Source organism: Methylocaldum sp. GT1BB, assembly GCF_051027545.1.
Lineage (GTDB): Bacteria > Pseudomonadota > Gammaproteobacteria > Methylococcales > Methylococcaceae > Methylocaldum.
The window spans coordinates 1,525,142-1,551,323 of sequence record NZ_CP194902.1; the positions used below are offsets into that span (position 1 = coordinate 1,525,142).

Here is a 26,182-nt window from a genome sequence, read left to right on the forward strand (position 1 = left end):
CAACCCTGACAGGAGGATTTATTATGGACCCGAACGATATTTCCGTCTTAGACCAGCGCTTTGGCATCACCGGCGAGGTTGTTTTCAAGGAAGGTCCGAACGGGCAGGGTGTGGTGGAGATCAGCAACGGTCTCGCCATGGCGAGCATCGCCTTGCAGGGAGCTCATTTGATGAGTTGGGCGCCGTATCAGGAGGAACTGGTCATTTGGCTGTCGCCGAAGGCGAAGTTCGGGCCGGGCGAATCGATCCGCGGCGGCGTGCCGGTCTGTTGGCCTTGGTTCGGGCCGCATCCCGGCGAATCCTCTTTTCCCGCTCACGGTTTCGCGCGCACCCAGCCGTGGGAAGTGATCGAAGTGCTGGCGCTGGAGGACGGTTCGAACCGCTTGGGTTTTCGCCTCATCCGAAGCGACGAGACCTACGCACTATGGCCGCATTCGACACCGCTGGAACTTTATATGACCATAGGCACGGCGCTGGAGATGGAGCTGGTGACGCATAACGACGGGCCTGCGCCGGTCACTATCGGCGAGGCTCTGCACACATATTTTCAGGTCAGCGACATTCGTCGGATCTCGATACACGGCCTCGATGGCTGTTCCTATATCGACAAAACGGACGAGGGACGACGCAAACAGCAGTCGGGCCCCGTGAGCTTTTCCGGGGAAACCGACCGGATTTATCTCGAATCCACGGCTGATTGCGTGATCGAGGATCCGGGCTTGAATCGCCGCATCCGCATCGCCAACCGGGGCAGCCGCTCCACGGTGGTGTGGAATCCTTGGGCCGAGAGGGCCGAGGCGCTGGGCGATTTCGACGAGGACGGTTATCTCCGCATGGTGTGCGTGGAAAGCGCCAACGCGGCGGACGATGTGGTGACGATCGAGCCGGGCGGGACGCACCGTCTCCGGGTGCGCTATACGGCGGAGCCGTTGCGTTGAGCGCTTTGGCAGACCTTGTGTCGCGCTTTGTGAACCGCGGCCTTTAAGGCGACTCGGCCGAAGCATGGAAATCCTCTATCAAGACGACTCTCTCGTGGCGGTGAACAAACCCGCCGGCCTGCTCGTCCACCGGAGCGCGATCGATCGCCACGAAATCCGGTACGCCATGCAGATCGTTCGCGACCGGCTCGGCCGCCGGGTGTATCCGGTCCATCGCCTGGATAAGCCGACCTCGGGCATACTGGTGTTCGCGCTCGATGCGGATACCGCCCGGCGGATGACGGAATTATTCTCCGGCGGCGGCGTCGACGTCGACAAGACCTATCTCGCCGTAGTCCGCGGCTATGCGGACGAAACCGGCATTATCGATTATGCGCTGGAAGAACAGCTAGACCGGATCACCGACGCCAATGCGCAACGGGACAAACCGGCTCAGCCGGCGGTAACGTGCTACCGCAGGCTAGGGATTGCGGAACTCCCTTTCGCGGTCGGCCGTTACCCGACGGCCCGCTACTCGCTGCTGCGGGTATCGCCTAAAACCGGGCGGAAACACCAGATCCGGCGCCACATGAAGCATATTTTTCACCCGGTTGTAGGCGATACCAGCCATGGCGACGGGCGCCACAACAATTTTTTCAGGAGTCATTTCGGCTGCCATCGATTGCTGCTCTGCGCGACCGGTCTGGCATTCACTCATCCCGATACGGGCGAGAGGCTCCGTTTGGAAGCGCCCCTGGATGATTCTTTTCGGCGCATCGTGGACAATCTCGGCTGGGCCGACGTTTTGAACAAGGTCCCCGAATCCGGCCATTTACATAAACCAATCTATGACCCACACACCTAAGACTCAAATCATGGCCTTGTTCTGCGACTTCGAGAACATAGCCCTCGGCGTGCGCGACGCCAAATACGCTGCCTTCGACGTCCAGAAAGTGCTGGAGCGGCTGCTTCTCAAGGGCAATATCGTGGTCAAGAAGGCCTATTGCGACTGGGACCGCTACAAGGAATTCAAGGGCGGCATGCACGAGGCGGCCTTCGAGCTGATCGAAATTCCGCACGTGCGCCAATCGGGCAAGAATTCCGCCGACATCCGCATGGTCGTCGATGCGCTAGACCTGTGCTACACCAAGTCGCACGTCGACACCTTCGTGATCATCAGCGGCGACTCCGATTTTTCACCCCTGGTCAGCAAACTGCGGGAGAACAACAAGGTCGTGATCGGCGTCGGGGTGAAGAAATCCACCTCCGATTTGCTGATCGCCAATTGCGACGAATTCATCTTTTACGACGATTTGGTGCGCGAGGCCGCGAAGCCGAGGCCGAAGGCCAGGCGCGCGCCCGCCAAGACGGCGCGCCAGCCGGGTCCGGAAGGCGAAAAGAAAGCCGAGGAAGACAAGAAGCAACAAGCGGTCGATTGGGTGCTCGAGACGGTCGAGGATCTTCTGGAAGAGCGCGGGGAAGAAGAAAAGGTGTGGGGGTCCATGGTCAAGCAGGCGCTGAAACGGCGAAAACCCGGTTTCAACGAAAGCTATCACGGTTTCCGCACCTTCGGAAAACTGCTGGAAGAAGCCCAGGAGCGGAAGCTGTTAAAGTTGGAATACGATGAAAAATCAGGAGGTTACATCATCAAGGGCCTGGCCCGAGAGGACTAGCCCGGAATTTACCACGGCTTGCCGAAATACACCGGGCCCCGAAAGCCGCGTCTTTTGTACTCGCGTTCGATTTCGCTTTTGAGCGCGGTCGGAATTTCCCGCAGGCTCATCGCGGTCAACTGGTATTCCAGATAGAAAAACGCCGCGCGGGGATCGCCCAGCGTCAGGTAATCGATATAAATTCGGGCAATCGCCGGCCACCGTTTCGGGTCGGGAAACGGGATGATTTGAGCGGTTGATTCGTCTGTTTCCATTTTTCGGCCACCTTACGCGATTCGACTTTGACGGGCGGCGCTTCGTTCACTACGAATGTCGAGTAAGGCTGCAAATCGATCCTGTCATCAAGTCGCCGGCAACTATTGCCGGTTCCGGCAAGCCGCCGCCTCTTTGGCGCGTCAAAAATCCGACGAAATGGCGGAAAATTTCATCATGTTATTGATTTAAAAATGAATATCCGATAGGAACGGAACCTGCATAAACGCTTCCGATACAACCAAAATCGAGCGGGAGCGTCATGAAAGCCGTTATCGTAAAAGTATTGATCGGGTCGGGGTTGTTCGGCCTGTTCGTTCTTCTCTTGTGGGCCGACCCGTCGGGCCGGTATTTCAATCTTTCGGGCCTTTTTCTGGTAGTCGTCGGAACGTTCGCCGCCACGGTGCTTGCCCATTCGTTTCGCGGCGTGACCGATTTGTTGCGCCGGCTGCGGAGCAAGCTAACAAATAAGGCGTCGATGGACAGCGAAGACTTGGAAGTGTTCTTGCACCTCGTGGAAGCGCATCGCCGCGGCAGTGTCCGCGCGGCCGAGCAGGCGGCCCGGCGGCTGCAGGAATCTCTGCTTCGAACCGGCGCGGAGCTGGTGATCAATCGCACGCCGCAGGCCGACCTGACGCGCATGCTCCAGTGGAAAATCGGCGCGCAGCGAGAGCGCGATCAGGCCGAAATCCAGATCGTCCGGACCATGGGCGCTTTCGCGCCTGCCTTCGGCATGCTGGGAACGCTGCTCGGCCTCATCGGGATGATGTACGGTTTGGACGCGAATCGCATGGAGCAGATCGGAGAGTCCATGGGCTTCGCCATGCTGACCACGGTGTACGGGCTGGTATTGGCCAATCTGGTGTTGAAACCCCTGGCAACGCGCTTGGAACGGCGCGCCAACGAGAACCTGGCTTGGGCATACGTGCAGATGGAATCGGTGCTCATGTTGCATGACCGGTGTCATGCGGCGATGTTCCGGGATTATTGGCAGGCCTTCTTCGACCACCCGGAGGCGAGCGAACCGATTGATTCGCTCCCGCTCAGCGTGGCCAAATCGTAGCGGCGGGTTGTCCGAATGTCATCGAATCACGCATCGGCGATGACCCAGTTCCGGCGTCCGGAGACTCGGCGGGACGCCACCACCGATCCTTGGCGAGCGGCGGGGGCCGAACGGCCGTCCGAGCAGGGCGGCTGGCTGTTGAGCTATCTCGACGTGATGACCTTGCTGTTTTCGTTTTTCGTATTCCTGTTCGCCTATCAAAAGGCGCTGACGGTGGAGGCGAAAACCGCCCATCCCGAAACAGCGACGCAATCGACACAAGTTGCGGCTTCGATTCCGGTTTCTCCCGCGGTCATCAAGGCATCGAAGACCATTTCGACGAACCGGGCCCCAGCGTCTCCGCCTGTCCGGACGGCCCAGGATAGGAACCCTATAGCGGAAGCCGAGATCAAGGTTTACCCCGCTTATCCGGATGCGGCGAGGACTGTATCCGCGTTATCCCGACGCGAGCCCGAATATAAGGATGTGATTGTCGAGGCAGTTCCTCCGGCGCAAAAGGCCGAGGAAACGTCAAACGTGGCCGGACCTTCCAGCAAGCCGGTCGCGGCGGTTCCCGAAAAAGGCTGGATAGCCGAAGCCGGCGACATGGCGCTAAATGCGGCAGCATCCCTCGACAAAGCGTTCTCGGACGCGGATCTCGGCGGTTCGGTCGAGATTTCGGCGGCCAGCGGGGAAGTTCGCCTGGAGATTAACGACGCGATATTGTTCGACCCGGCCAGCGCCGAGCTTAAACCCGAAGGTGCGAGCGTGCTGGACCGTCTGGCCAGCGTGCTTGGTGCTCAAGGCGGCACGATCGAGGTCGAGGGGCATACCGACGACCGTCCCATCGCCACGGCGAAGTTCCGGTCCAATTGGGAGCTGTCGACAGCTCGGGCCAGCACCGTCACCCGCTATTTGATCGCACACGGCATTTCGCCCGAGCGCTTGCGTGCCGTCGGCCTGGCCGACATCCAGCCGCGTGAGGCCAACGATACGCCGGAGGGCAGGGCAAGAAACCGGCGCGTCTCCATCGTGATGTTCCTCCCTCGAGGAGGCGGCGTGAGGACCTGAGCGGGGCAGATTCAGCCCTGTTTTTGCGAGGCGTCGGGCCCGCCCCGACGCCTCGCCCCCGCCGGTTAGCTGCCGGCGCGACGAAGGGCTGAGGACTTCCGGAGCATTAATGATTTCTAAGGTCTCGTCGCCGGGATTTGATCTGTTCGGCGATACTCTCCAGTTCCGCCACATCCCGTGGGTGGCTTTTGCGGTATTCCGCTTCCTGCATCCGTAGCAAGGCAATTTGCGCCTCCACATTTTCCGGCCGGAGTAATGTGCCGAATTGATCGCCGGCGTCCGCGAGCGTGAATATGCGATCCAAAATCAGATTGCCCAGTTCTCGTTTGAAGTGTCCTGCTTCCCAATACCAGTGCATCCTAGCTTGCCGGTCATTTTTGCCGGGAACGGCTTCCGTGGTCAGTTCATCGAACCCACTGAAATCCCAAAGCAAAACGGGCGGCTCGCCGCGCCTGCCTGCTTCCGTCCCGACGATATGCGTAATCGCTCGTTTCCAGTCTTCGAAAGCCGGCCAATGCCCGGTAATACGGATGATTTCCATCAGATGAGAGTGATAAGGGTAAATGATCAGATGTAGAGCGATGCCGTGTTGTCGGCACAGGCTAAGGACCCGTCTTAGATCGTCCAGCCGAGGTGACGAATGTCCGTCGGCATCGAAAATGTCTTTTGGGCGGCGCAGGTACGCCTTGACGTTCTCCAGATCTCGTTGCCTGAATACCGCCCAGTACCCCTCGTCGGCTGTAATCTTGAGGTAGTCGCGCATGGGGTTGAACCCCAGCGGAGTCAAATCTACCGCATACGGATCTCCTTGGTGGCCAAGCGTCTCTATCGCGTCGATGAAGGCGCCCAGCGTAAGCGTAGACTCGAGATAATCACGTGCCTGCTGTAGCGCTCGCGTGGGATTCGGGGAGCCATCGAGGTTGGTCAGAAGGCGGTTTCCTTCCTTGCTCGTCACGGCGATGCGGCGCGATGTACGGGCGTCGATTAGAAAGTCCATGAAGTCGATACCCCAAACGACTACCTTGGGTACGACTTTGGAGCCGGCATTGTCATTGGCTAGAACGTGTTGCAGAAAGCGTACGGTGGTCTCGGTACCGGTGCCCGGCAAAGCCAGATTGAATACGGGACGCGAGTCCGCCGGCCAAGCCTCGTATTCGGGATCGAAGCCGACTTCCGCGCGCGAATTGCCGAGAATCAAGCCACGTGGCTGCACACGCAAGACCTGGTAAGCCTTGGCCATGGTTCCATGAGCGCCTGCACTGGGCTTAATGCGGTTGAATCCAGGTTCGTCCACCAATCGGAACAAGCCATAGGGGTCCGCCACGAGGTTGCATGCCGCCACCGCCAACAACATCGTCCCGGTCAAGATCAGCCAAAACTGGAGGTAGCGCTTCATGAACGGTTCGAGACTTTCAGAACTGGAAATAAAGAAATTCGCTCGGTCGGGTCAGCGACAATAAGCCGGAGGCCAGCACAAAAGCCATCGCCAGCGCCCATCGCCATTCGGCCGACCAAGCGAGGCGCGAACCGTCGGCCTTCGAGTGATAGTCCAAAAATGGCCTGAAACGCTGCATGATCTGCTGGGTATTGGGCGCCAGGAATACGATTGGCAGGAGTACGGCGAGCCAAACGAAATTCATGAGGAACTCGTGGCCTCCACCGGGCGTGAACACTATTCCCAATTCACCGAGCCATGCCGCCACCGGGCCAATGCGCAACGCAACGGCGTCCGGTAGAGTGACGCCGTTCAACCCGGCCATGCTGTGCAGAATAGATAGCGCGCCGGCTACAGTCGGCGCACGAAAGAAAACCCAGCCCAACAGAACGGCCAGGAATGTCAGGGTCACGCCCAGGATGCGTCCGCCGATCGAGGTGCGGGCGGGATCGTGGCCCAAGCGAGCGCGGAGCGCCTGCCAAACTTGATGAATAATCAGATACAGGCCGTGCAGACCGCCCCACAAGACGAATGTCCAGCCCGCGCCGTGCCAAAGTCCGCCCAGTAACATAGTGGTCATCAGATTGACATAGCGGCGGACCGGTCCCTTTCTGTTGCCGCCCAATGGAATGTAGAGATAGTCGCGCAGGAACCGAGACAGAGTCATGTGCCAGCGGCGCCAGAAGTCGGCGATGTTGACCGCTTTATAGGGCGAATTGAAATTGATCGGCAGACGTACGCCGATCATATATGAGAGCCCGATCGCCATATCGGAGTAACCCGAGAAATCGAAATAGAGCTGTAAGCTGTACGCTAACGTACCGCCCCAGGCTTGAAAGAGGCCGAGAACCTCCCCTCTCTCGGCGGCGTCGAATACCGCCGAGACATAGGGAGCGACACCATCGGCCAGGCCGACTTTCTTGAACAAGCCCATGGCAAAAACCGTCAGCCCGACCGTCAGGTGCTCGTGGCTGAAACGATACGTCGATGCCTGGCTGAACTGGGGCATCATTTCCTTATGATGCAATACCGGACCAGCGATCAGATGCGGGAAATAAGTCACGAACAAACTATAGTGGACGAAATCGAATTCCTTGGCTTCGCCTCGAGCGGCATCCACGAGGAAGGCAATCTGGGTGAAGGTGAAAAACGAAATGCCGAGAGGTAGGACGATTTCAGCAATGCCATGGCTAGTGCCGAAGACGGCATTGACGCTATCGATGAAAAAATTCGCGTACTTGTAGTACCCGAGCAACGCGAGATCCACCGTTATCCCTAGTGTTAGAAACCGCTTGCGGCGGATGGAGCCGATGTCGTTGCCGCGTGCGATCGCGTAGCCGACCAGATAGTTGAAAACGATGGAGGCGAGCAGAAGGCCGAGATATGCCGGGTTCCACCAGCCATAGAAGAGCAGGGATCCGGCGGTCAGCCAAAGGGCGGCGAGTCGCCGACTGTGGCGCCCCAATCGGAAAAAAGCGAACAGCAGGACGGGTAGAAAGAAAAACAGGAATTCGACCGAGTTGAATAACATTTCTTCTATTTGTTTTCCGATGCGCGCTTACGGCGACGTATCTTACATGGCCTATATATAAATATCCTAGGTTCCGAAAAGAGCGGGCGATCCGAACGGCCATAACAATTTTAGGCGAAGCCATGACGCGCGGTCGGCCACGTTTTTGCCGCGATTCGATTCGTGCGGCGCGCGACGCCGCACCGACGCCTGTTACCTTAGCGGCAATGAGATTGAGAAGTCGGATTCAAACTACTCGATCAGCGCCAGCGCAGGACCAAACGTCGCTCATCGAGCGTTTCCACGGCTCCGCCGAACTTGTCGGTTTCCCGGTCGAGCCGGTCCCGAATCCAGCGGAAGTCATCCGCGGAAGGTCGGTTCAAGCGAAACTGCCTCATGTGCAGCGGGACCATTTCGAGATCCGACAGTGTTCCGTCGGCGGGATTCACGGTCGGGAAATACATCAGCGCCAAATCGCCCCGGAAGGATTCGTAGCCTTCGATGCCCTCGTAATCGTTGATGAAATCGCCGCAGCCGTAGAGGATGAGCTTGTCCCGGTAAACCTCCACGGCCTTGGGATGGTGGGACGAATGGCCGTGGATCACGTCGACGCCGGCTTCGTCGATCAATGCATGCGCGAAACGTCGCTGCTCGTCGGGAATCGCGTAGCCCCAATTGCCGCCCCAGTGTATGGATGCCACGACGATGTCCCGCTCCTGTTTGATGCGTCTTATTCGATCGGCAAGCCGTTGCACGTTTCCCAACGACAGGTCGGGCAGCCAATTCACGCCGGGCTTGTCGTCCGTCGCCCCCCATTCGGGCGGGATTCCGCTCGAATCGCAGCCGAAGCCGAAAACCAGGACACGCCCTTTGCCGGCCAGATTCAGAACCGCCGGGGCTTCCGCTTCCCGGCTGTTTCGGCCGGCACCCGCGGTTTTCAGCGAGGCTTGTTTCAAGGTGTCCAAAGTGTCGGCCAGCCCTTGATAGCCCCAGTCGAGCACATGATTGTTGGCCAGTACGCAGCAATCGATCCGGGCAGCGGTGAGGCAGGGGGTGTTGGCCGGATGCATCCGGTAGTTGATGCCTTTGTCGGGCCAGTACTCGTCGCTGGCAGTGATCGCCGTCTCGAGGTTGATCACGCGAACATCCGGTCCGGCACGCTCGAGTTCAGCGAGGGCATCGCCCCAAACGTAGGAGAAATCGGCGGGTTGAGAGATGGGGCCATTGAGCCGTTCCGCCAGCTTGACGTAAATCTTGGCGTTCCTGACATAGGGCTCGTAGAGCTGGGGATCGCTGGGCTGCGGCAGGATCTGGTCTATGCCCCGTCCGGTCATCACGTCGCCGCACAAAAAAAGCTTGGTTCTGTGGGGAGTCTGTTCCATGGGAGAAACCTCTTTCCCGTAGAGTTGTCGAAACGGTTCGCGGGCGGCGAGCAGGCCCGGGCCGGCAATCCCGTAGCGTAAGAGAAACTTTCGGCGACTGCGGTTCATAGATCATCCCGTTTTCCGTCGACATAATCCGGCTTTGGTTTCAGCCGATAGCATCGGGAATCTTCCGTGTCTACCGGTAAAGTTTGTTATGCTCTAAGCGTAAGCCTTTCGACGGCTGCTGCCCGTCGGCGGATTTCACCCGGCGGCGCGGACCGAGTTCGGATCGAAACGAACATCGATCATGACAACGATCGTCAAACCCGTCGCACGAACTCGACATTAGATCGAGGTAAAAGATATGACCGACGACGACCTAAAATTATTTCAGCAAGAAATGGCCGATGTGCGGCCCATCGATCAATCCGGCCGAGCCATTCTGACCCATCGCGAGGCGCCCACGCCCGGCCAGCTTTACAGGCGCGAATCGGCCCAGCGCGGTACTGCCTTCGATGAAAACCAGCTTCCGACGGCGTTCGTCGAATTCGTTCATCCCGAGGCCATCATCAGTTTCAAACGCGACGGCATTCAAAACGGCGTCTTTCGCAAGCTGCAGCAGGGCGGCTACATGATCGAAGCCATGTTGGACTTGCACGGTCTGACGGTGGAGCAGGCGCGCCACGAAGTCTATCGATTCATCCGTGACTGCGTGCGCCACGACGTGCGATCGGCTCTGATCAGCCACGGCAAGGGACGCGGTAACAAGGAGCAGAAGCCCTTGCTGAAGAGCTATCTGACGCGTTGGCTGCCGATGTTTCCCGAGATTATGGCTTTTCACAGCGCGCAGAAGTGGCACGGCGGCGCCGGCGCGGTGTATCTGCTGCTCCGCAAGAGCGAGAAACAGAAGGAAAAAACCCGCGAACGCCTGGGGTTGTCCTCGGGCAAACCCGTACCCTGACCGTCGCAGCAGATGCGTCGAGAAGGGATTCCCGATCTACTACTTCCGCATCCCGCTTTACGCTGGTTCCCAAACTCCCGTTTGGGAACCTATTTCGAGACGCTCCTGCGTCTCGATTCGCATGCGGCTGCGAGAAGCCGGAGCTTCTCGGGCATAGCGCCCAAGCGGAGCTCTCAGCTTTATACGCAAGTGTCTGCGTGATTCGAATAATGCCTCCGAATCCGTCATTCCGGCAGGGATGCCGGAATCCAGTGCCAAGGAGGGTAGCTCCCCGATCTCCACAAATTTATCGATGAACTCGTGAACCTCTCTCGATAAACAACAGTTGTCCCTATATGGATAAACAACCTTGTGTGTACATTCTCACCCGTCGGCGGAACGGGACACTCTATGTTGGAGTGACCTCGGATTTGATCAAACGGGTTTTCCAACATCGGAATGGATTTATCGAGGGATTTACGAAGCGATACGAGGTTCACCATCTGGTTTGGTACGAACTCCACGAGCAGATGGAAAGCGCCATCTTGCGGGAAAAGCAAATCAAGAGATGGCCCCGCGTTGCAAAGCTGGGCTTAATCGAGCAGAGTAATCCGGAGTGGCGGGATTTGTGGACGAATTTGACTGCCAGTTCGTGAGAAGTTTTTGGTGACTGGCCAACTACCATCCCTGGCCCTAGATTCCGGCATCCCTGCCGGAATGACGAGTCTGAGGGCGTGATTCGAGTCTCGCGAGTATTTGTGTATAACGATCAGAGCAGAGCATAGGCGCCCGCGGAATGGACCGTTTGCCATTTGGAGAAGTTCGAACGATCATGGACTTGAGCGAAATCGGAAACCGCATTGCTCGCCATTTCGTGGACGAAGACGGCCATCTGAGCGTCGAGCCTTTGGGCGAAGGGCTGATCAACGATACTTTTCTGGTTGTCGCCGAACCGCCTGGCGGGGGGCGATTCGTTCTTCAACGCATCAACCGTCGGGTTTTCCCGGAGCCCCGGTTGATCATGGAGAACCTGCGGGTTCTGTTGAGCCATATTACGGAACGTCAAGCCGGCACCGACGCCGTCCGCGATCTGAGATTTCCCGAAATTCGGCCCACCCGCGCCGGCTTAAGCTTCTGGGTCGACGATGAGGGCGACTTTTGGCGCGCCCTCAGCTTCATTCCGGATACACGGAGCCAAAACACCTTGCAGGATTCCGCCCAGGCGGAAGATGTGGGTTATGCCCTGGGTCGGTTCCATGCCTTGACCAGCGATCTCGATGCCTGTTTGCTGCACGACACCTTGCCTGGATTTCACATCGCACCCCGGTACCTCGCCCGTTTCGATCGAGTCGTCGCCAATGGCGTAGGGGCCTCGGAAAATGCGGAGCTTCGTTTCGCCCTGGATTTCGTGAACGCCCGCCGCTCTGTTTTTGCCGTTCTGGAAGAGGCCAAGCTACCCCTCAGAGTCATCCACGGCGATCCCAAGCTCAATAACGTGCTGTTCGACGCGCAGAGCGGACGCGCCGCCAGTCTGATCGATCTCGACACGGTGAAGCCGGGACTCGTTCATTACGACTTGGGGGATTGCCTCCGCTCCTGCTGCAATCGATCGGGCGAAGCGGCGGACGATTCCGCGAAAGTGACGTTCGATCTCGACGTCTGCCGTGCCATTCTCCGGACTTATTTCGCCGAAACCGGGGCTTTTTTGACGGACATCGAGCGCTACTATTTGTACGACGCGATTCGGCTGCTTCCCTTGGAGCTCGGTTTACGTTTCCTGACCGACCACTTGGAAGGCGACCGCTATTTCAAGGTCGAGCAGCCGGGGCAGAACTTGCAGCGGGCTCTGGTCCAGTTCCGTTTGGCGGAAAGCGTCGAGGCACAGGAAAAATTCATCCGGAACGTGATCGACGAGCGGCCTTGATATACTTCTCCGCCAAAACAAAAAGAGTCACTGTATATCGACATGGCGCGCTGGCGGCCTCCATCCTCCAAATCCTCACCTTACATCACCGCGGAAGGCGCGGAGAAGCTTCGGGCCGAACTCAAGGGGCTTTGGGAGCGCCGCGCCGATGTGACCAAGCATCTTTCGGCCGCTGCCGCCGAAGGTGACCGGTCGGAGAATGCCGAATACATCTACCGGAAAAAAGAACTAAGAGAGATCGACCGGCGCATCCGCTACCTGCAGAAACGGCTGCCGGAGCTTAAAGTCGTCGCCCAATTGCCCTCGGACCGGGAGCGCGTCTTTTTCGGTGCCTGGGTCACACTCGAGAACGCCGATGGCGAGGAATCCACGTATCGTATCGTGGGTCCCGACGAATTCGATCCGCAGAAAGGCTGGATCAGCGTCGATTCGCCCATGGCTAGAGCCTTGCTCAAGAAAGCCATCGACGACGAAGTGATCGTCAATGCGCCCACGGGACCGCTGCGATGCGTGATCGTGGACATCGGTTACAAGCCGGAGAGGTCCTGAAGTCGTTCGGGCCCGATTGCGCCGGCGTTCCAACTCGCCGCCGTCCGCTGTTCAAGGCGCGCGCAACGTTCAGCCGCTTCTCGGCGAACCTGTCAGGCGTGCGTAATCCTCGACCGTATCGACATCGATGCCGGCTTCCGGCAAGTCGACGAATAGGGTGGATCGAAGATGCCGCACGATGATTTTCTTTGCGCCTTCATCGCCCGCAAGACCAGCCAAATCGCCGAAAAGCGAACGGTGAAACACCGCCGGTGCGCCGAAGGCATCGCCGTACCGGGAGGCGACCACAGTCGGGCGGGATGTGCAGAAAGCCTCGACCAGGCCGTTCAAATGGCGGTAATCGATCAAAGCCTGATCGCACAAAGCCAGAAGCACCGCGTCCAGCTCCGGCGCCGCGCTGTTGAGCGCCGTCACTCCCATCCGGATCGAGCTGCCGATGCCTTCTTCCCATTCCGGATTGATAACGGTCAGCAGCTGAAGCTCTTCGAGTTCGTGGGCGCATGCCTCGGCGTCGGCGCCAAGAATGACTGCGATTTTCGAGCATCGTGAGGCCAGGGCCGACTTCGCCGCCCGGCGCAGGAGGCTTTCTCCGCGATGGTGCAGCAGCTGTTTGGGCTTGCCGAGACGCCGGGAGCCTCCTGCGGCAAGCAGCACCAGGCCGATTTCCGGCTGGTTCGGGTTGGTTGACATCGTTGGGCGCCTCGGGCATTTTGCCGAATAGACATCTTAAACCGCATGTCCAGTGCGGTTTCCATTATAGCCAGAGGAGGGAATACATGATCGCGCTGAACGTCAACGGCAAAAGTTATCAAGTGGACGTTTCCGGAGACACCCCCTTGCTCTGGGTTCTGCGGGATCATCTCGGTCTCACCGGCACCAAGTACGGCTGCGGTGTGGCCGTGTGCGGCGCGTGTACCGTACATGTCGACGGCGAACAGGCCCGCGCCTGCATCACTCCGGTGTCCAGCGTGGGCGGCAAACAGGTGACGACCATCGAAGGCTTGTCCGCACAGGGCGATCATCCGGTACAAAAGGCCTGGATCGAAGTGGATGTGCCGCAATGCGGCTACTGCCAGTCGGGCCAGATCATGGCGGCCGCGGCGCTGCTCGCGAAAAATTCCAATCCCGGCGATGCCGATATCGATAGCGCAATGTCCGGCATCTTGTGCCGCTGCGGAACCTATCAACGCATCCGCAAGGCGATACGCCGGGCCGCGGATATGGCAAAAGGAGCTTAGTCATGAGCATCGAACCCGCCAATCCGGGACGCCGGCAATTCCTCAAATCGTCCGCAGCGCTCGGAGGCAGCCTGGTCATTGCCTTTTATCTGCCGCGCACCATGAAGTTCGCCATGGCGGCGGAAGATCCGGCCAAAACTTATCCGCCCAATGCCTTTATCCGCATCGGCGAGGACGAAACGGTCACGATCCTGATCAACAAGTCCGAAATGGGGCAGGGCGTTTACACTTCGCTCGCGATGCTGGTGGCCGACGAGCTGGAGGCCGACTGGAGCAAGGTCAGGGTCGAAGCCGCTCCGGTTGCGCCGGTTTACAACCATACCGTCTGGAACATACAGGCTACGGGCGGCAGCACGAGCGTCGCGACCTCCTGGGAGCAGCTCCGCAAGGTGGGTGCGGCCGGGCGGACGCTTTTGATTCAGGCCGCCGCCGATACCTGGAAGGTCAAGCCGGATTCCTGTCGTGCCGAGAACGGCTATGTCATCCATACGCCGACCCGGCGGCGCCTGTCCTACGGTGCATTGAGCGCCAAGGCCGCCGAGCTGCCGATGCCGGCCCAAGTTAAACTTAAAGATCCCAAGCAGTTCAAGCTGATCGGCAAGCCGACCCGCCGTCTCGATACGCCGGCCAAGACCAACGGCACGGCCCAATTCGGGATGGACGTGCAGTTGCCGGGGCTGTTGACCGCCCTGATCGCGCGGCCGCCGGTGTTCGGCGCCAAAGTGAAGAGCTTCGATGCCGCCAAGTCCAAAGCCGTTGCCGGCGTGGTGGACGTGGTTCAGGTTCCGTCCGGTATCGCCGTGGTGGCTAAGGATTTCTGGTCGGCCAAGAAGGGACGCGATGCTCTGGAGATCGTGTGGGATCGCGGGGCGAATGCCGATCTCTCTTCCGCGAAGCTTCGCGAGGATTTCGCCCGATTGGCCAGGATGTCGGGGCTTCCGGCCAAGGAAAGAGGCGATGCAACCGGCATTCTCGCCAAAATCGCCAAACCGTTCAGCGCCGAGTACGAAGTGCCTTATCTGGCCCACGCTCCCATGGAGCCCTTGAACTGCACGGTGGATCTTCGCGAGGACCGCTGCGAGATTTGGACCGGCACCCAGTTCCAGACAGCCGACCGCAACCGGGCGGCTACCATCGCAGGGCTCAAGCCGGAACAGGTCGAGCTTCACACCACTTTCCTCGGGGGCGGTTTCGGTCGGCGGGGAAACCCGCAGTCCGATTTCGTCAGCGAGGCCGTACACGTCGCGAAGGCGGTGAAGAAACCGGTCAAGGTGGTTTGGACCCGCGAGGACGACATCAAGGGCGGCTACTATCGCCCGGCCTTCCACGACCGGCTGACCGCAGGCCTCGATGCGAAAGGCAGGCTGGTCGCCTGGACCCATACCATCGTCGGCCAATCCATCGCCATCGGGACGCCGTTCGAAGGTGCAATGGTGCGGGACGGAGTCGATGTGTCATCCGTCGAAGGAGCGGCCGATCTGCCCTATGCGATTCCGAACATCCGCGTCGATCTGCACAGTCCCAAGCTCGACATTCCGGTGCTGTGGTGGCGTTCGGTGGGTCATTCGCATACCGCATTCGTGGTCGAGAGCTTCATCGACGAAGTTGCGCATGCCGTCCGCAAGGACCCGTACCGGTTCCGCTACGAACTGCTGACGAAGCATCCCCGGCATCGGGGCGTCCTCGAACTGGCGGCGAAGAAAGCCGGCTGGGGCTCGGCCCTCCCTAAAGGCCGCGGGCGCGGCATCGCCGTGCATTCCTCGTTCGGCAGCTATGTGGCGCAAGTCGCCGAGGTTTCGGTGGAGGACGGACAACCCAGAGTGCATCGGGTCGTCTGTGTCATCGATTGCGGCCAAGTGGTCAACCCGGACACCATCGCGGCGCAAATGGAAAGCGGCATCGTCTGGGCGCTTTCCGCGGCGCTCTACGGGGAAATCACTCTGAACAAGGGCGAAGTGGAGCAGAGCAATTTCACCGACTATCCGATCTTGCGGATCGACGAGATGCCGGCGGTCGAGGTGCACATCGTACCTAGCCGGGAGCCGCCGTCCGGCGTGGGCGAACCCGGGGTGCCGCCGCTGGCTCCGGCCGTTGCCAACGCGCTGTTCGCCGCGACGGGCAAACGCGTCCGCTCGCTGCCTTTGTCCAAGCACGATCTCAAAACCGCTTAAGGGAAATCCCCATGTCGCAAAGCAAGGAATTGCAGGACATTCTGGCCGCACTTAAGGACGGCGGAAAGCCGCGAGCATTGGCGACCGTAATCGAGGCCAAAGGCTCGACTTATCGGCGTGCCGGCGCGCGCCTGCTGATTCTGGAAGACGGCTCGACGGTCGGCGGTGTCAGCGGCGGCTGCCTGGAAGCCGATATCTGCGCCCGCTCCGAAGACATTGCCGCGGACGGTCGGCCGGCAGTCGTCACTTACGACCATACCTCCGATGCGGATTTGGTGTTTGGACTGGCGCTGGGCTGCAACGGCGTAATCCGCATCCTGGTCGAACCGCTGTTGCAAGGGGAGATTCCTGCCTATCTTCAGGCCGTCGAAAATAGTCTCGGATCACGCCGACCGCTAGCGGTGGCCGTGGTCGTCGGCTGCGGAGGCGATCTTCGTCACCGATCGGGTGAGCGTCTATGGATCGGCGCGGATAACGCCATCGGCGGAGAACTTGGACAAAGCCCGTATGCCGAGCGAATCGTCGACGATGCACGGATGGTGTTGAGCAGCGGCCGATCGGAACTAAAAACTTACGGCAGCGGTTCGGGCGAGCTCGAGATTTTCGTCGAGGCGATCCGGCCGCCGTTGGCTTTGATCATCTTCGGTGCCGGCCATGACGCGATTCCCTTGGCGGATCTGGCCAAACGGCTGGGCTGGGATGTCACGGTAGTCGATGGCCGCCCCGCGTATGCCGCACGGGAGCGCTTTCCGATGGCGGACGAGGTGCGTTTGTGCCGGGCCGACGCCGTGGCGAACGAGATTTCGCTCGAAGGAGCCGGCGCGGCGGTGGTAATGAATCACAATTATCATCACGACCGGGCCATTCTCGCCCATTTGTTGCATTCGCCAGTGTCTTATATCGGCATGCTCGGTCCACGTAAGCGCACTCAAAAGATGCTCGAAGAATTGGCCCAAGACGGTTTGAGCTTAGATGAAGCTCGACTAGGTCGCCTCCACGGTCCCGTCGGCCTGGACATCGGCGCGGAAACGCCGGAACAGGTAGCCTTGTCCATCATCGCCGAAATCCTGGCCGTCTCGTCCGACCGTTCGGGGGCACCCCTCAAGTACCGCGAAGCGCCGATACACGATAGCCGGGCCTAGTGCGCTTTCCGCGAGATGCCGGCGCGGGAATTCCCGGCCAGACGCAGGTCGGCAATTCTTTGCCGACACATGGGCCCGAGTAACCAGCGGATCAGAACGACCGGCTTTTTTCCCGACGGTAGGTCTGCGCCACGGCGATGAAAGCCAGGAAGTCGTAGATGGCATGGATGAGAATGGGGATGACCAGATTGCGTTCGCCGCCGAAATCGAGCGCGATCCCGAGATAAACGCCGGTAAGTCCGGCAAGCAGTGCATAAAGAGGCGTGACCCAATGCACCAGGGCAAATACCAAGTTGCTGAAGGCGATGCCGCCTATCCATCCCCAGTTTTGTTCGAACCAGGGCTGAAGCAGGCCGCGAAACAGGATTTCTTCGGAAATGCCGGCCAAAAAGCCCAGGTACAGCAATTCTTGCCAGCGATAGCGGCTCAGAAAAGGCCCTAGTTTTTCTACCAAGAAGTTCTTTACCGCACGCATGCCGCTCCAAGGCAGGTTATAGGACAGGGCAAACAGCAAATAGAGGGGCAATGTGCCCACGATGCCCCAAACCAAGGCCATCGGGCTGAATCCGATATGCGCCAACGGATTGATCGAAACCGCCCAGCCTATCACGTAGGCAAGGAGAATCAGGCCGCCTTCGAACCAGGTGGCGATCTTCAGGAATTGGTTATATCGAGTGGGGGGTTGTTGGTCTAACATGGTTTCACATCATGTGGAGGCTTCAGCAGCCGTATTCAAGGTACGATTTTCCCAAACGGCCACGGAAAGATAGGCTATTAAGCTGGCCGCCAGAGATGCCAGATAAGGGGTCGCCAGCTCCAGCGCATAACTGCCGATCAGCCACACGGTCATGCCGACGACCAGCGCTGCGGCAGCGCTTTTGGCTTGGCCGATGCGAGTGAACAAGCCGAGCAGGATGACGACGAAAATCGGTGCGCCGCCGAAGGCTGACGCCTCTTCCACAAGCGCATACACGCCTTCGGCGTAGAGCGCCAACACATAGGCCACGATACCGAAGATCAACACGCCGGTGCGGGCAATGCGGACCTTGCCGGATTCGGATACGTTTCCCGCCAAAGGGATCACGAGGTTGTGGGAAACCAGAGCCGAGGCGGCGAGGAGGGCGCTGTCCACGGTCGAGAGAATCGCGGAAATCAGGGCTCCGGCGAACAGCACGTAGGCAAAAGTGGAGAGGTGCTCTTGCGCGAGTCTCGGCAGGATCTGCTCCGGATTTTCGAGTTCCGGCAGCAGGTGAACGCCGAGCAGTCCGATAAAGACCGGAATCGATCCGGCCAGCAGATACAGTCCGCCTCCCGCCAGACAGCTCGCTCGGGCGACATGATGGGAGCGGCTCGCCAGGATGCGTGCGCACAGCTCCTGAGCGAACAATGAGCCGGTGATCGGTATCGCCCAAGTTTCAATCACTTCCAGCAGTGGTTTCTCGCCGCCGCCGAACAGCCTGAGTCGAGATGGCTCGATCGCACCGAAACTTTCTGCTAAGCCGCCGTTGGCCTTGGTTACGGCGTAAAAAAGAACGGCAAGGCCGACGATGAGCGCGATGCCCTGGATCAGGTCGGTGATGACATCGGCGAACAAACCGCCGTAAACCGTATAAATAATGACCACCGTCGCCGCTATCGTGATGGCGATTTCGACCTCGAAATCGGAAGAGGCCGAAATGACTTGTCCGAACGCACGAATCTGTGCCGCGGCCCACATGATGGACGTCGGGGCGAGCATAAGCACCGCCAGCCGCTCGACTTTGGGGGAATAACGGATTCGGAACAAATCCGCCAAAGTCGTGAGTTTTCTGCGCCAAAGGGGCACCGCGAAAAAGAGTCCCATCAGAAGGAGACAAGCGGCATAGCCGAAAGGATCGGCAGACCCGCCGGAAAGTCCTGACTGGTAGATCGATCCGGCGGCCCCGATGCAGGTTTCCGCCCCGAACCAGGTGGCGAAAACCGTGAAAGTGCCTAGCTTAAGCCCAAGCCTACGGCCGGCTAAAAGATAATCGTCCTCGCTGGATATATGTCTGGACACCAGCATGCCGATCAGCAGCTGGACCAGGATGTAGGCGACGATGCCGAGCAGCACGATATTCATGGGCGGCAGCACACTAAGGCAAATTGGTGAAGCGATGGGCGCGTAATTCTAACGGAAAATGGCACCACAGATTAAAACTTGCGCTGTGATGCGTCGAATACGCGTAAAGGGTTGATGTGATGGAAGAATATCCGCCCTGGAAAGCGGTCAATTCTAGGCTGATACGCGCCGAACCGTTGTCGGACGTTCGTCGAACAGGTCGGTTGATCGCGCCTGGCGCCATTCTCGTCTCGCTTTTGTTAGAAGGAGAGTTTGCTTTGTCTGGCAGACCAGGGGCTTGGGCATGGGCTTGGGAACTCGGCTTGAAGCCTTTGCCCGAGTATTCTAGGTGTTTGTCATCGCCGTCGACGAGGGGGTAAAGGCAAACGTCAGGCGATATTGGCGATATTATTGCGGCATATCGCCGGAAACCGCTGAACCGATGGCAGCTTTCGCCTGACTGCCGAGTTCAGCGGGGGCGATCGGTTTTAACCTTTTTTAACCTTCTCCGGGAAACAGCCCTACCGAGCCCGGTTTGAGGCGCTTACAGGCTACGACGATATCCTCCACGTGGCATCTGTATTTACCTGCTCCGGAGGCATCGCCGCTGCATTCCTCGCAAACCAGCTTCCCTTGGTCTTTAGCTTCGGAAACATACCATCCGTAGCCTTGCGTTTCGCAGAACCGTCTTGTGAATTTGTCGATGGTGTACTTATCGGTAGCTTTTTGCGAGGCTTCGTCCTTTGCGGCACATTTTTGCGCCGGTATCGTATTTCCCATGAGGGTTCGCTCTATATATTCGGCCGCAAACGCCGTGCCGCAGGAAAAGAAGACGGCGGCCAACACGCAAAGTAATTTGGAACTTAACGCTCTTGTTCTCATGAAGGTGACCTCTTGATGGTGGTCTCGTAATACGAGGCGACGATTAGTTCAAAACTCGGATATTCATTTGGGCCGCCTCTTCGGACAGTTGCTGGCGAATCGGGTCGTATTTGTCGTTTTCACTCAACTTCACCATCGCGATGACGCCGACCAGCGCGATCGTTGCGAGAGCGACATAAATCCAGAAATAATCTTTCTTTACTGCTTGGTTCTCGACATTCATTTTTTTCACCCTAATCCGGTTATAAGCTGGCCTTCAATGGCCAGGGGTTGTTAGGAGCCAGAGTTGCCGCAGATGCCGATAAAAGGTATAAGGTCATTGCGGTTTCTGCGTTTAGAATACGAAGAAGCCCGTTTTGGAACCCGGAAAACGGGGCCCTATCGATACTTTTCAGGCTGCAGCAGGGCATGCGGGAACGCCCGGCCGCTGCTTTTGGTATCGGGTCAATACTTTATGCCCGGCTTGTAAGTCCTGTCAACTAGGGCGCTTCGATTATTTTGGGCGAGCGATGAGGTCGCCGGCGTGATCGATATCCGCTCACGACAGCCGTCTCCGAATCACGTGGCGCGTCTTTATGCCGACGGATCAGGCGGTCATGCTCGAATCGTCGATTTTGAGGCTGAGGTGTTGCGGTCTGGCCGAGTCGCCTAGCTTAATCGCCAGGGCAATCAGATAGACATCCATGACGCCGTAATAACAGATTACAAAACGGTCGAAGAATCGAAGTAGCGGATTATGGATGTTTTCCTGCTCGGTGATGGTCAAAACGGTACCGTCGCCGTCTTCTTCGAGTTCGTAAATCCAAGTACCGCTCAAGGGAAGGTCGTCGCCGACGATTTTGGTGACGAGGCGTGAAGGCAGTTTACGTTCGACTACTCGAAAATGTACTCGGCTATGCTGGGAACAGATTTCGTACCAGCTGGGCAGCCCGTCGATATCGGGACCGCGCTCGGTACGGTGCAATCCCGGCCGCCACGTCGCGTAAGATTCGAAATCATTGATGATGTCCCAAACCTTATTCGGCGGGGCGTTAAGGCGGATCCGGCTGGCGGCCACATGGGTTTTCGGCAATTTTCTCCCGACGAACGTCGCCGCCAAGATCAAGACGGCGAATAGCAGCACGATGAAGAAAAAAGTCGTCATATTGCCGACCCCGGCGGCCAGGAAGCCAAATTTCCGTTGAGAGTCCGGAAGAACGACGGAGGAACGCTCCTCCGCTGGACTTAATCTTGCCAGCTATTATAGGGGTTCGTCGACAAACTCGTGTTGTAATAACGCGGATCGTAAGTCACTTCTTCACCCAACCAGCCGGGTTTCTCGAACGTTTCGTCCGGATTTCCCAGTTCGATTTCCGCGACCACGAGGCCGGTGTTGTCGCCCTCGAAAACGTCGATTTCCCATGTATGGGGCCCCACGTCGACGAAGTACCGGGTTTTTTCGATTAGGGGCCTGCGGCTCAAGGTGCTCAACATGGTGTGAGCGTCGTTTGCCGGAATTTCGTATTCGAACTCCTGCCGCTGGGTACCTATGGTAACGCTCTTGATGTTGAGCCAGGCCCGGTCGCCGCAAACCCTCACCCGGACCGAGCAATGGATTTCGTTATTGAGATACCCCTGACGAAAATAGGCGGAATCCCTGACCGAATTGCGCCAACTGTCGTTTAGGACCAAAAATTTACGTTCGATTTCAAGCGCCATCGTCGATATCTGCCGTGGAAGAAGGTGATGCGGTCTCGGTCGAGAGCCGCGATCCGAATGCAGCGCTTATTCCTGTGCATCCGCCCAGTCTTCCCAGTAGGGTTTCGGATGAAACCGTTCGCTCAAGAAATCGACGAAGGTTCTAACTTTGGCCGACAAGTGCTTGCGATGCGGGTAAACCGCATGAATCTCCAAGGGCGCCGGTACGTAATCGGTGAGCACCGGGTTCAGTCTGCCTTTGCGGATGTCCTGGCCGACCATATAAGTCGGCAGCAACACCAAGCCCAGACCGTTGATCGCGGCCATGCGCAAGGCATCTGCGACATTTGCTTCCATGTTGCCGGTGACCTTGACCACGGTGGTTTCGCCGCCGGGTATGCTGAACTGCCATTGGTCGCGCGGCGGCAAGCTGGAGTTGGTCAAGCAGTTGTGCTTACGGAGATCGTCCGGCGTCTTGGGTATTCCGTGCTTATTGAAGTACTGGGGCGAGCCGCAAACGATACGCTGAGAGCTGCCCAGCTTGCGGGCGATCAGACTGGAATCGCGCATTTCGTCGAGATGAATCGCAAGGTCGAATCCTTCCTCGATCAAATCGATATAGCCCGCCTGCAGCACCAGCTCGACGTTCACCTCCGGAAACGCCTCCATGTAGGCGGCTATCGCCGGTGCCAAATGGTACGCGCCGAAGAACGGCGTCGCATTCACCTTGAGAGTTCCGCGGGGTTCCGTTTGCAACCGGGTGACGGCGATTTCCATTTCTTCCATTTCGTCGAGAATCTGCAGGCAGCGTTCCAGATAAACCATTCCAACCTCGGTGAGGCTGAGGTTTCGGGTCGTGCGGTTCAACAGCCTGATTCCGAGGCCGTTTTCCAATTGCATCACGTGCTTGGTCGCCATGGCTCGGGACAGTCCGAGTTCTTTGGCAGCCGAAGCGAAACTCCCGGCTTTCGCGACCTTGGTGAATACCAACATGCTAGTCAATTTATCCATGGTGATCCGAGTTGATAATTTTAATTATGGAAACAATTCGTAAAGGTTATTAGATATTGTAAACCAACTTTGTTGCTCTATAGTCTACAGTCGTGGGCAAAAAGTTTTAGCCTCAGGAGGTGGTCACATGAGACGTAGCTTAGGACTGATAGTCGCATTATTCGCCGCCTCGGGAACGGGAGCGTCCCAGGCAGCCGAAGATGTTAGACAAATTGCGGAGTCCAGTATTGCAAAGTGGAATGCCGCTTTCGCCAAAGGCAAAGTCGACGAGATTCTGTCTTTGTATGCCGATAATGCAATGCTGGTACAGCCTAACGGTTCAGTATCGAAAAGTGTCGGCGAAATCCGCGCGTTTTGGCAAACACTGATTCAGAAAGGCGTTTATGCGATGGATGTCGTCGATGTGCGCGGCGAGAAGGACGATACCATCGTCGCAACGACGAAGTTGTCCGACATCAAGACGCTGCAAGGTCCGTCGCAAGTGATGAAGTATCGCTACGACGGGGTACTTTACAGTGTATTGAAACGTCAAGCGGACGGAAGCTGGAAGGCGCAAGTCCAGCAATGGACCGGTAACCACAAGATTTAAAGTCTAAAGAGAATGGCCAATCCACCTGTTGAGAGGTAAAAACAGCGATGGTCCGAAATCGACCTGAGAATCAGGTATTCCGAAAAAGAGCTTCATGGGAAGCTCTTTTTTTTGTCAAAGGAAAAGAGGACGGACATGTCGATCGATGCTTCACATGCTTTTTGCGTTGCCTTTCGGATGTTAGACTATATTCCCTACTATTTAAGTTGGAATTTCACCCGTCGACACGATTGGGTGTGCTGATTTTATCAATAGACAAAAGGAGAATCTGATGACTCATGAACTTCCCCCGTTACCTTATGCCAAGAATGCGTTGGAGCCGCATATCTCTGCAGAAACTCTCGAATACCATTACGGTAAACATCATCAGACGTATGTCACCAACCTCAATAACCTGATCGGCGGGACCGAATTCGAGAATCTGTCCCTGGAAGACATCATCAAGAAATCCTCGGGCGGTATTTTCAACAACGCCGCTCAAGTCTGGAATCACACGTTCTATTGGAATTGCCTGAAACCTAACGGCGGCGGAGAACCCGCCGGAGCATTGGCCGGCGCGATCAATCAATCGTTCGGCTCGTTCGAAAAGTTCAAAGAAGAATTCACCAAGTGCGCCATCGGCACATTCGGTTCGGGCTGGGCTTGGCTGGTGAAGAACGCAGACGGCAGTCTCGCGATCGTCAGCACCAGCAACGCCGGCAACCCAATGACGAGCAATCAAACGCCGCTGCTCACCTGCGACGTTTGGGAGCATGCCTACTACATCGACTATCGCAACGCCCGTCCGAAATACGTCGAGTCATTCTGGAACCTGGTCAACTGGGATTTCGTCGAGAAGAATTTCGGCGTTTAGGTATTATTAATCAGGCCCGTAAATACCCTCCTGGTCTTTCGGGCCGCCGCCCAGGCCCGGTACACGCCCGGCCTGGGCTCACGCGGCTTGTCGCCGCGCCGGGGCATCCCTGCCCCGGATTAACCCGGCCTATATTTATAGGCCGGGTTAATAATAAATAACGGATCGGCGGTTCGTCGATCCAAATCATTTTACGAGGCCGTTAATCGTTTTCGATTAACGGCTTTTTTGTCGCCTAATCAGGGAGCGCAGTGGCCAGTGCAATCCACCCGGAGGGAAGAGCGCAAACGTCTACAGTTAAGGAAGCTCTGAATAAGTGAATTCCGTTCATGTCCCTTCGACAGGCTCACGAGAGCATTCGACAAGCCTGTCCTGAGCCCATCGAAAAACTTAATCAGAGCTTCCTTGTTTCCGAGCGGCGAAAGCTGCGCTTCGGCGGCCGGGGAGGAGCACGGCCAAGAATAAGCCGAGAGACTGTTTGTGCATGGCCGTTGACAAATAGGTAATCCTACGTGTGATATGTAGCCTCCAACCCGTGCTCCTCCCCGTTCCGAAACGCCCATGACCGTAAAGCTGAAACCCTTGGTCCTATTGCTATTGGCGGCACTTCTGGTAGCCGGCTGTGCTAGCCGGCCGCCCGCGAAGTCGCCGAAAAAAATCGGTAAGGCCAATGTCTCTCCTCCGACCCGGCTATCCCGGAACTCGTCCGCACAAGCCTCCGCGGCTGCGCGGCGTAGGCCCGAATCATCCTACCCTTCGATCCGCAGTTCATCCGGAGGCAGTCATTACCGGGCATTCCGGATCACCGGGGATTACGCCGGCTACCCGGCGCTTCAACAGTTCATCGAATACATGGTCAGCCGGCACGGATTTTCCCGCGAGTATCTGAGCGGCGTGTTTTCGCAAGCCAAGCGTAAACAGTGGACGCTCGATTACCTGGGTAAACAGGCCGATGCGGTTGGACAGCCGCGCCCCGGAGCCTGGTCGCGCTACCGCTCCAAGTTTCTTACCGAGAAGCACATCTCCAGCGGGGCCGCCTTCTGGCGCCGTCATGCTTCGGCGTTGGAGCGTGCCGGCGCGCTGTACGGCGTGCCGCCCGAGTACATTCTCGGGATCATGGGAGTGGAGACGATTTACGGCGCCAATGTGGGCAACCATCGGGTGATCGATGCGCTGACCACGTTATCGTTCGATTACCCGCGCCGGGGAGACTATTTCAAGACCGAACTGGAAAAGTTCCTGTTGATGGCACGGGACGAACGGGTCGATCCGTTCTATCCGGTAGGCTCTTATGCCGGCGCGATGGGTCTGGGCCAATTCATGCCCAGCAGTTTTCTGCAATGGGCGGTGGATTTCGACGGTGATGGTCACCGCGATTTGTGGAATCCGGTAGATGCAATCGGCAGCATCGCCAATTATTTCGCAGCCCACGGCTGGCGGCCGGGCGAACCGGTGGTGACCGCCGCCCGGGGCAGCGCCATGGCCAGAAATCTCGAATCGGGGTTCGATACCCGCTATTCCCTGGCCGCTTTGACGAGCTACGGCATTCAACCCGTCGCCGCCTTAGGCCGCGATTCCACGGTGCGCTTGCTCCGCCTCAGCGCCGACTCCGGCGACGAATACTGGCTTGGTCACCAAAACTTCTACGTGATCACCCGCTACAACCACAGCACCCACTACGCCATGGCCGTGCATCAGCTCGCCCAGGCGATCAAGCGCCGTTATTTCGAGAGTGTGGCTTTATTGCAGTAACGGATAGCGCGTTTCTCGGCTCAACGACCCGGACGATTGGCTCTCGGTTTCCCCCAGAACTTTAATCGTAGGGTGGGTTAGCACAGCGTAACCCACCGATTCGAGGTCGC

Annotated in this window: 27 protein-coding genes; 15 read left to right on the forward strand and 12 right to left on the reverse strand. The window is 58.0% G+C overall.

The genetic code is table 11. The features are described 5' to 3' along the window. Nucleotides 1-23: 23 nt before the first annotated feature. The 3 genes from ACR2TX_RS08150 (at nt 24) to ACR2TX_RS08160 (ending at nt 2,590) form a co-directional block, all read left to right on the forward strand. The gene (locus ACR2TX_RS08150) at nt 24-938 is read left to right on the forward strand and encodes a D-hexose-6-phosphate mutarotase (protein WP_434131761.1); all 915 of its coding nucleotides are present in this window, start codon (nt 24-26) and stop codon (nt 936-938) included. Between the two features lie 64 nt (nt 939-1,002). Further along, nucleotides 1,003-1,782 carry a tRNA pseudouridine(65) synthase TruC gene (gene truC / locus ACR2TX_RS08155; protein ID WP_434131763.1) on the forward strand — a complete coding sequence of 260 codons (780 nt, stop codon included), beginning with the start codon at nt 1,003-1,005 and terminating at the stop codon, nt 1,780-1,782. Continuing rightward, nucleotides 1,766-2,590 (forward strand): NYN domain-containing protein, encoded by an 825-nt coding sequence (locus ACR2TX_RS08160; RefSeq protein ID WP_077728570.1) that lies wholly within the window; start codon nt 1,766-1,768, stop codon nt 2,588-2,590. Before truC ends, ACR2TX_RS08160 begins: the two co-directional genes overlap by 17 nt. Nucleotides 2,591-2,598: 8 nt before the next feature. On the opposite strand, the gene ACR2TX_RS08165 is transcribed toward ACR2TX_RS08160, so the two are convergent. Then, complete coding sequence (locus tag ACR2TX_RS08165) at nt 2,599-2,844, reverse strand: hypothetical protein (RefSeq protein WP_077728571.1); 246 nt, start codon at nt 2,842-2,844, stop codon at nt 2,599-2,601. Nucleotides 2,845-3,104: 260 nt separating this feature from the next. Here ACR2TX_RS08165 and ACR2TX_RS08170 point away from each other — a divergent pair, with 260 nt between their 5' ends. Together ACR2TX_RS08170 and ACR2TX_RS08175 are read left to right on the forward strand one after the other, a co-directional pair. Next, nucleotides 3,105-3,905: a motility protein A gene (locus ACR2TX_RS08170; RefSeq protein WP_077728572.1), complete on the forward strand. Its 801-nt coding sequence runs from the start codon at nt 3,105-3,107 to the stop codon at nt 3,903-3,905. A 15-nt stretch (nt 3,906-3,920) separates the two neighbouring features. Continuing rightward, nucleotides 3,921-4,955 (forward strand): OmpA/MotB family protein, encoded by a 1,035-nt coding sequence (locus tag ACR2TX_RS08175; RefSeq protein WP_434131765.1) that lies wholly within the window; start codon nt 3,921-3,923, stop codon nt 4,953-4,955. 106 nt (nt 4,956-5,061) lie between these two features. Here the strand turns inward: ACR2TX_RS08175 and ACR2TX_RS08180 are convergent, their stop codons facing one another. The 3 genes from ACR2TX_RS08180 to ACR2TX_RS08190 form a co-directional block, all read right to left on the reverse strand. Beyond that, nucleotides 5,062-6,351, reverse strand: a complete 1,290-nt coding sequence (locus ACR2TX_RS08180) for a hypothetical protein (protein WP_077728574.1) — start codon at nt 6,349-6,351, stop codon at nt 5,062-5,064. A 16-nt stretch (nt 6,352-6,367) separates the two neighbouring features. Then, complete coding sequence (locus ACR2TX_RS08185) at nt 6,368-7,921, reverse strand: MBOAT family O-acyltransferase (RefSeq protein WP_434131766.1); 1,554 nt, start codon at nt 7,919-7,921, stop codon at nt 6,368-6,370. Nucleotides 7,922-8,160: 239 nt separating this feature from the next. After that, nucleotides 8,161-9,390: a CapA family protein gene (locus tag ACR2TX_RS08190; RefSeq protein WP_434131768.1), complete on the reverse strand. Its 1,230-nt coding sequence runs from the start codon at nt 9,388-9,390 to the stop codon at nt 8,161-8,163. A gap of 238 nt (nt 9,391-9,628) precedes the next feature. Between ACR2TX_RS08190 and smrA the strand changes: the two genes are divergently transcribed. The 4 genes from smrA (at nt 9,629) to greB (ending at nt 12,677) form a co-directional block, all read left to right on the forward strand. Then, nucleotides 9,629-10,225: a DNA endonuclease SmrA gene (smrA, locus tag ACR2TX_RS08195; RefSeq protein ID WP_156881105.1), complete on the forward strand. Its 597-nt coding sequence runs from the start codon at nt 9,629-9,631 to the stop codon at nt 10,223-10,225. 335 nt (nt 10,226-10,560) lie between these two features. After that, nucleotides 10,561-10,860 (forward strand): GIY-YIG nuclease family protein, encoded by a 300-nt coding sequence (locus ACR2TX_RS08200; RefSeq protein WP_077728578.1) that lies wholly within the window; start codon nt 10,561-10,563, stop codon nt 10,858-10,860. Between the two features lie 176 nt (nt 10,861-11,036). Next, a complete protein-coding gene (locus ACR2TX_RS08205; protein ID WP_086134897.1) occupies nt 11,037-12,128 on the forward strand; it encodes an aminoglycoside phosphotransferase family protein in 1,092 nt (363 codons plus the stop codon). Between the two features lie 42 nt (nt 12,129-12,170). After that, nucleotides 12,171-12,677, forward strand: a complete 507-nt coding sequence (gene greB, locus ACR2TX_RS08210) for a transcription elongation factor GreB (protein ID WP_077728580.1) — start codon at nt 12,171-12,173, stop codon at nt 12,675-12,677. A gap of 69 nt (nt 12,678-12,746) precedes the next feature. Here greB and ACR2TX_RS08215 read toward each other — a convergent pair whose 3' ends face one another. Then, on the reverse strand, nt 12,747-13,367 hold the full coding sequence (locus tag ACR2TX_RS08215; protein WP_077728581.1) for a nucleotidyltransferase family protein: 621 nt from the start codon (nt 13,365-13,367) through the stop codon (nt 12,747-12,749). 86 nt (nt 13,368-13,453) lie between these two features. Here ACR2TX_RS08215 and ACR2TX_RS08220 point away from each other — a divergent pair, with 86 nt between their 5' ends. The 3 genes from ACR2TX_RS08220 to ACR2TX_RS08230 are packed head-to-tail and all read left to right on the forward strand — an operon-like array spanning nt 13,454 to nt 17,228. Beyond that, nucleotides 13,454-13,915: a (2Fe-2S)-binding protein gene (locus ACR2TX_RS08220; RefSeq protein WP_347257982.1), complete on the forward strand. Its 462-nt coding sequence runs from the start codon at nt 13,454-13,456 to the stop codon at nt 13,913-13,915. Between the two features lie 2 nt (nt 13,916-13,917). Further along, complete coding sequence (locus ACR2TX_RS08225; RefSeq protein WP_434131769.1) at nt 13,918-16,086, forward strand: molybdopterin cofactor-binding domain-containing protein; 2,169 nt, start codon at nt 13,918-13,920, stop codon at nt 16,084-16,086. Between the two features lie 11 nt (nt 16,087-16,097). Next, a complete protein-coding gene (locus ACR2TX_RS08230) occupies nt 16,098-17,228 on the forward strand; it encodes an XdhC family protein (RefSeq protein WP_434131770.1) in 1,131 nt (376 codons plus the stop codon). Nucleotides 17,229-17,319: 91 nt separating this feature from the next. Here the strand turns inward: ACR2TX_RS08230 and ACR2TX_RS08235 are convergent, their stop codons facing one another. The 7 genes from ACR2TX_RS08235 to ACR2TX_RS08265 form a co-directional block, all read right to left on the reverse strand. Continuing rightward, the gene (locus tag ACR2TX_RS08235; protein WP_077728585.1) at nt 17,320-17,925 is read right to left on the reverse strand and encodes a CPBP family intramembrane glutamic endopeptidase; all 606 of its coding nucleotides are present in this window, start codon (nt 17,923-17,925) and stop codon (nt 17,320-17,322) included. A 9-nt stretch (nt 17,926-17,934) separates the two neighbouring features. Next, nucleotides 17,935-19,329, reverse strand: a complete 1,395-nt coding sequence (locus ACR2TX_RS08240; protein ID WP_205780657.1) for a sodium:solute symporter family protein — start codon at nt 19,327-19,329, stop codon at nt 17,935-17,937. Between the two features lie 477 nt (nt 19,330-19,806). After that, on the reverse strand, nt 19,807-20,190 hold the full coding sequence (locus tag ACR2TX_RS08245; protein WP_240502392.1) for a hypothetical protein: 384 nt from the start codon (nt 20,188-20,190) through the stop codon (nt 19,807-19,809). A 43-nt stretch (nt 20,191-20,233) separates the two neighbouring features. Then, nucleotides 20,234-20,413, reverse strand: a complete 180-nt coding sequence (locus ACR2TX_RS08250; RefSeq protein ID WP_077728587.1) for a hypothetical protein — start codon at nt 20,411-20,413, stop codon at nt 20,234-20,236. A gap of 363 nt (nt 20,414-20,776) precedes the next feature. Then, nucleotides 20,777-21,334 (reverse strand): SRPBCC family protein, encoded by a 558-nt coding sequence (locus tag ACR2TX_RS08255; protein WP_434131771.1) that lies wholly within the window; start codon nt 21,332-21,334, stop codon nt 20,777-20,779. An 80-nt stretch (nt 21,335-21,414) separates the two neighbouring features. Then, nucleotides 21,415-21,888 carry a CYTH domain-containing protein gene (locus ACR2TX_RS08260; protein WP_077728589.1) on the reverse strand — a complete coding sequence of 158 codons (474 nt, stop codon included), beginning with the start codon at nt 21,886-21,888 and terminating at the stop codon, nt 21,415-21,417. 66 nt (nt 21,889-21,954) lie between these two features. After that, nucleotides 21,955-22,878, reverse strand: a complete 924-nt coding sequence (locus ACR2TX_RS08265) for a LysR family transcriptional regulator (RefSeq protein WP_077728590.1) — start codon at nt 22,876-22,878, stop codon at nt 21,955-21,957. Nucleotides 22,879-23,005: 127 nt separating this feature from the next. Here ACR2TX_RS08265 and ACR2TX_RS08270 point away from each other — a divergent pair, with 127 nt between their 5' ends. The 3 genes from ACR2TX_RS08270 (at nt 23,006) to mltB (ending at nt 26,072) form a co-directional block, all read left to right on the forward strand. Further along, nucleotides 23,006-23,467: a YybH family protein gene (locus ACR2TX_RS08270; protein ID WP_086134892.1), complete on the forward strand. Its 462-nt coding sequence runs from the start codon at nt 23,006-23,008 to the stop codon at nt 23,465-23,467. A gap of 271 nt (nt 23,468-23,738) precedes the next feature. Continuing rightward, the gene (sodB, locus tag ACR2TX_RS08275; protein ID WP_077728592.1) at nt 23,739-24,320 is read left to right on the forward strand and encodes a superoxide dismutase [Fe]; all 582 of its coding nucleotides are present in this window, start codon (nt 23,739-23,741) and stop codon (nt 24,318-24,320) included. 561 nt (nt 24,321-24,881) lie between these two features. Beyond that, a complete protein-coding gene (gene mltB, locus ACR2TX_RS08280; RefSeq protein WP_077728593.1) occupies nt 24,882-26,072 on the forward strand; it encodes a lytic murein transglycosylase B in 1,191 nt (396 codons plus the stop codon). Nucleotides 26,073-26,182 lie beyond the last annotated feature (110 nt).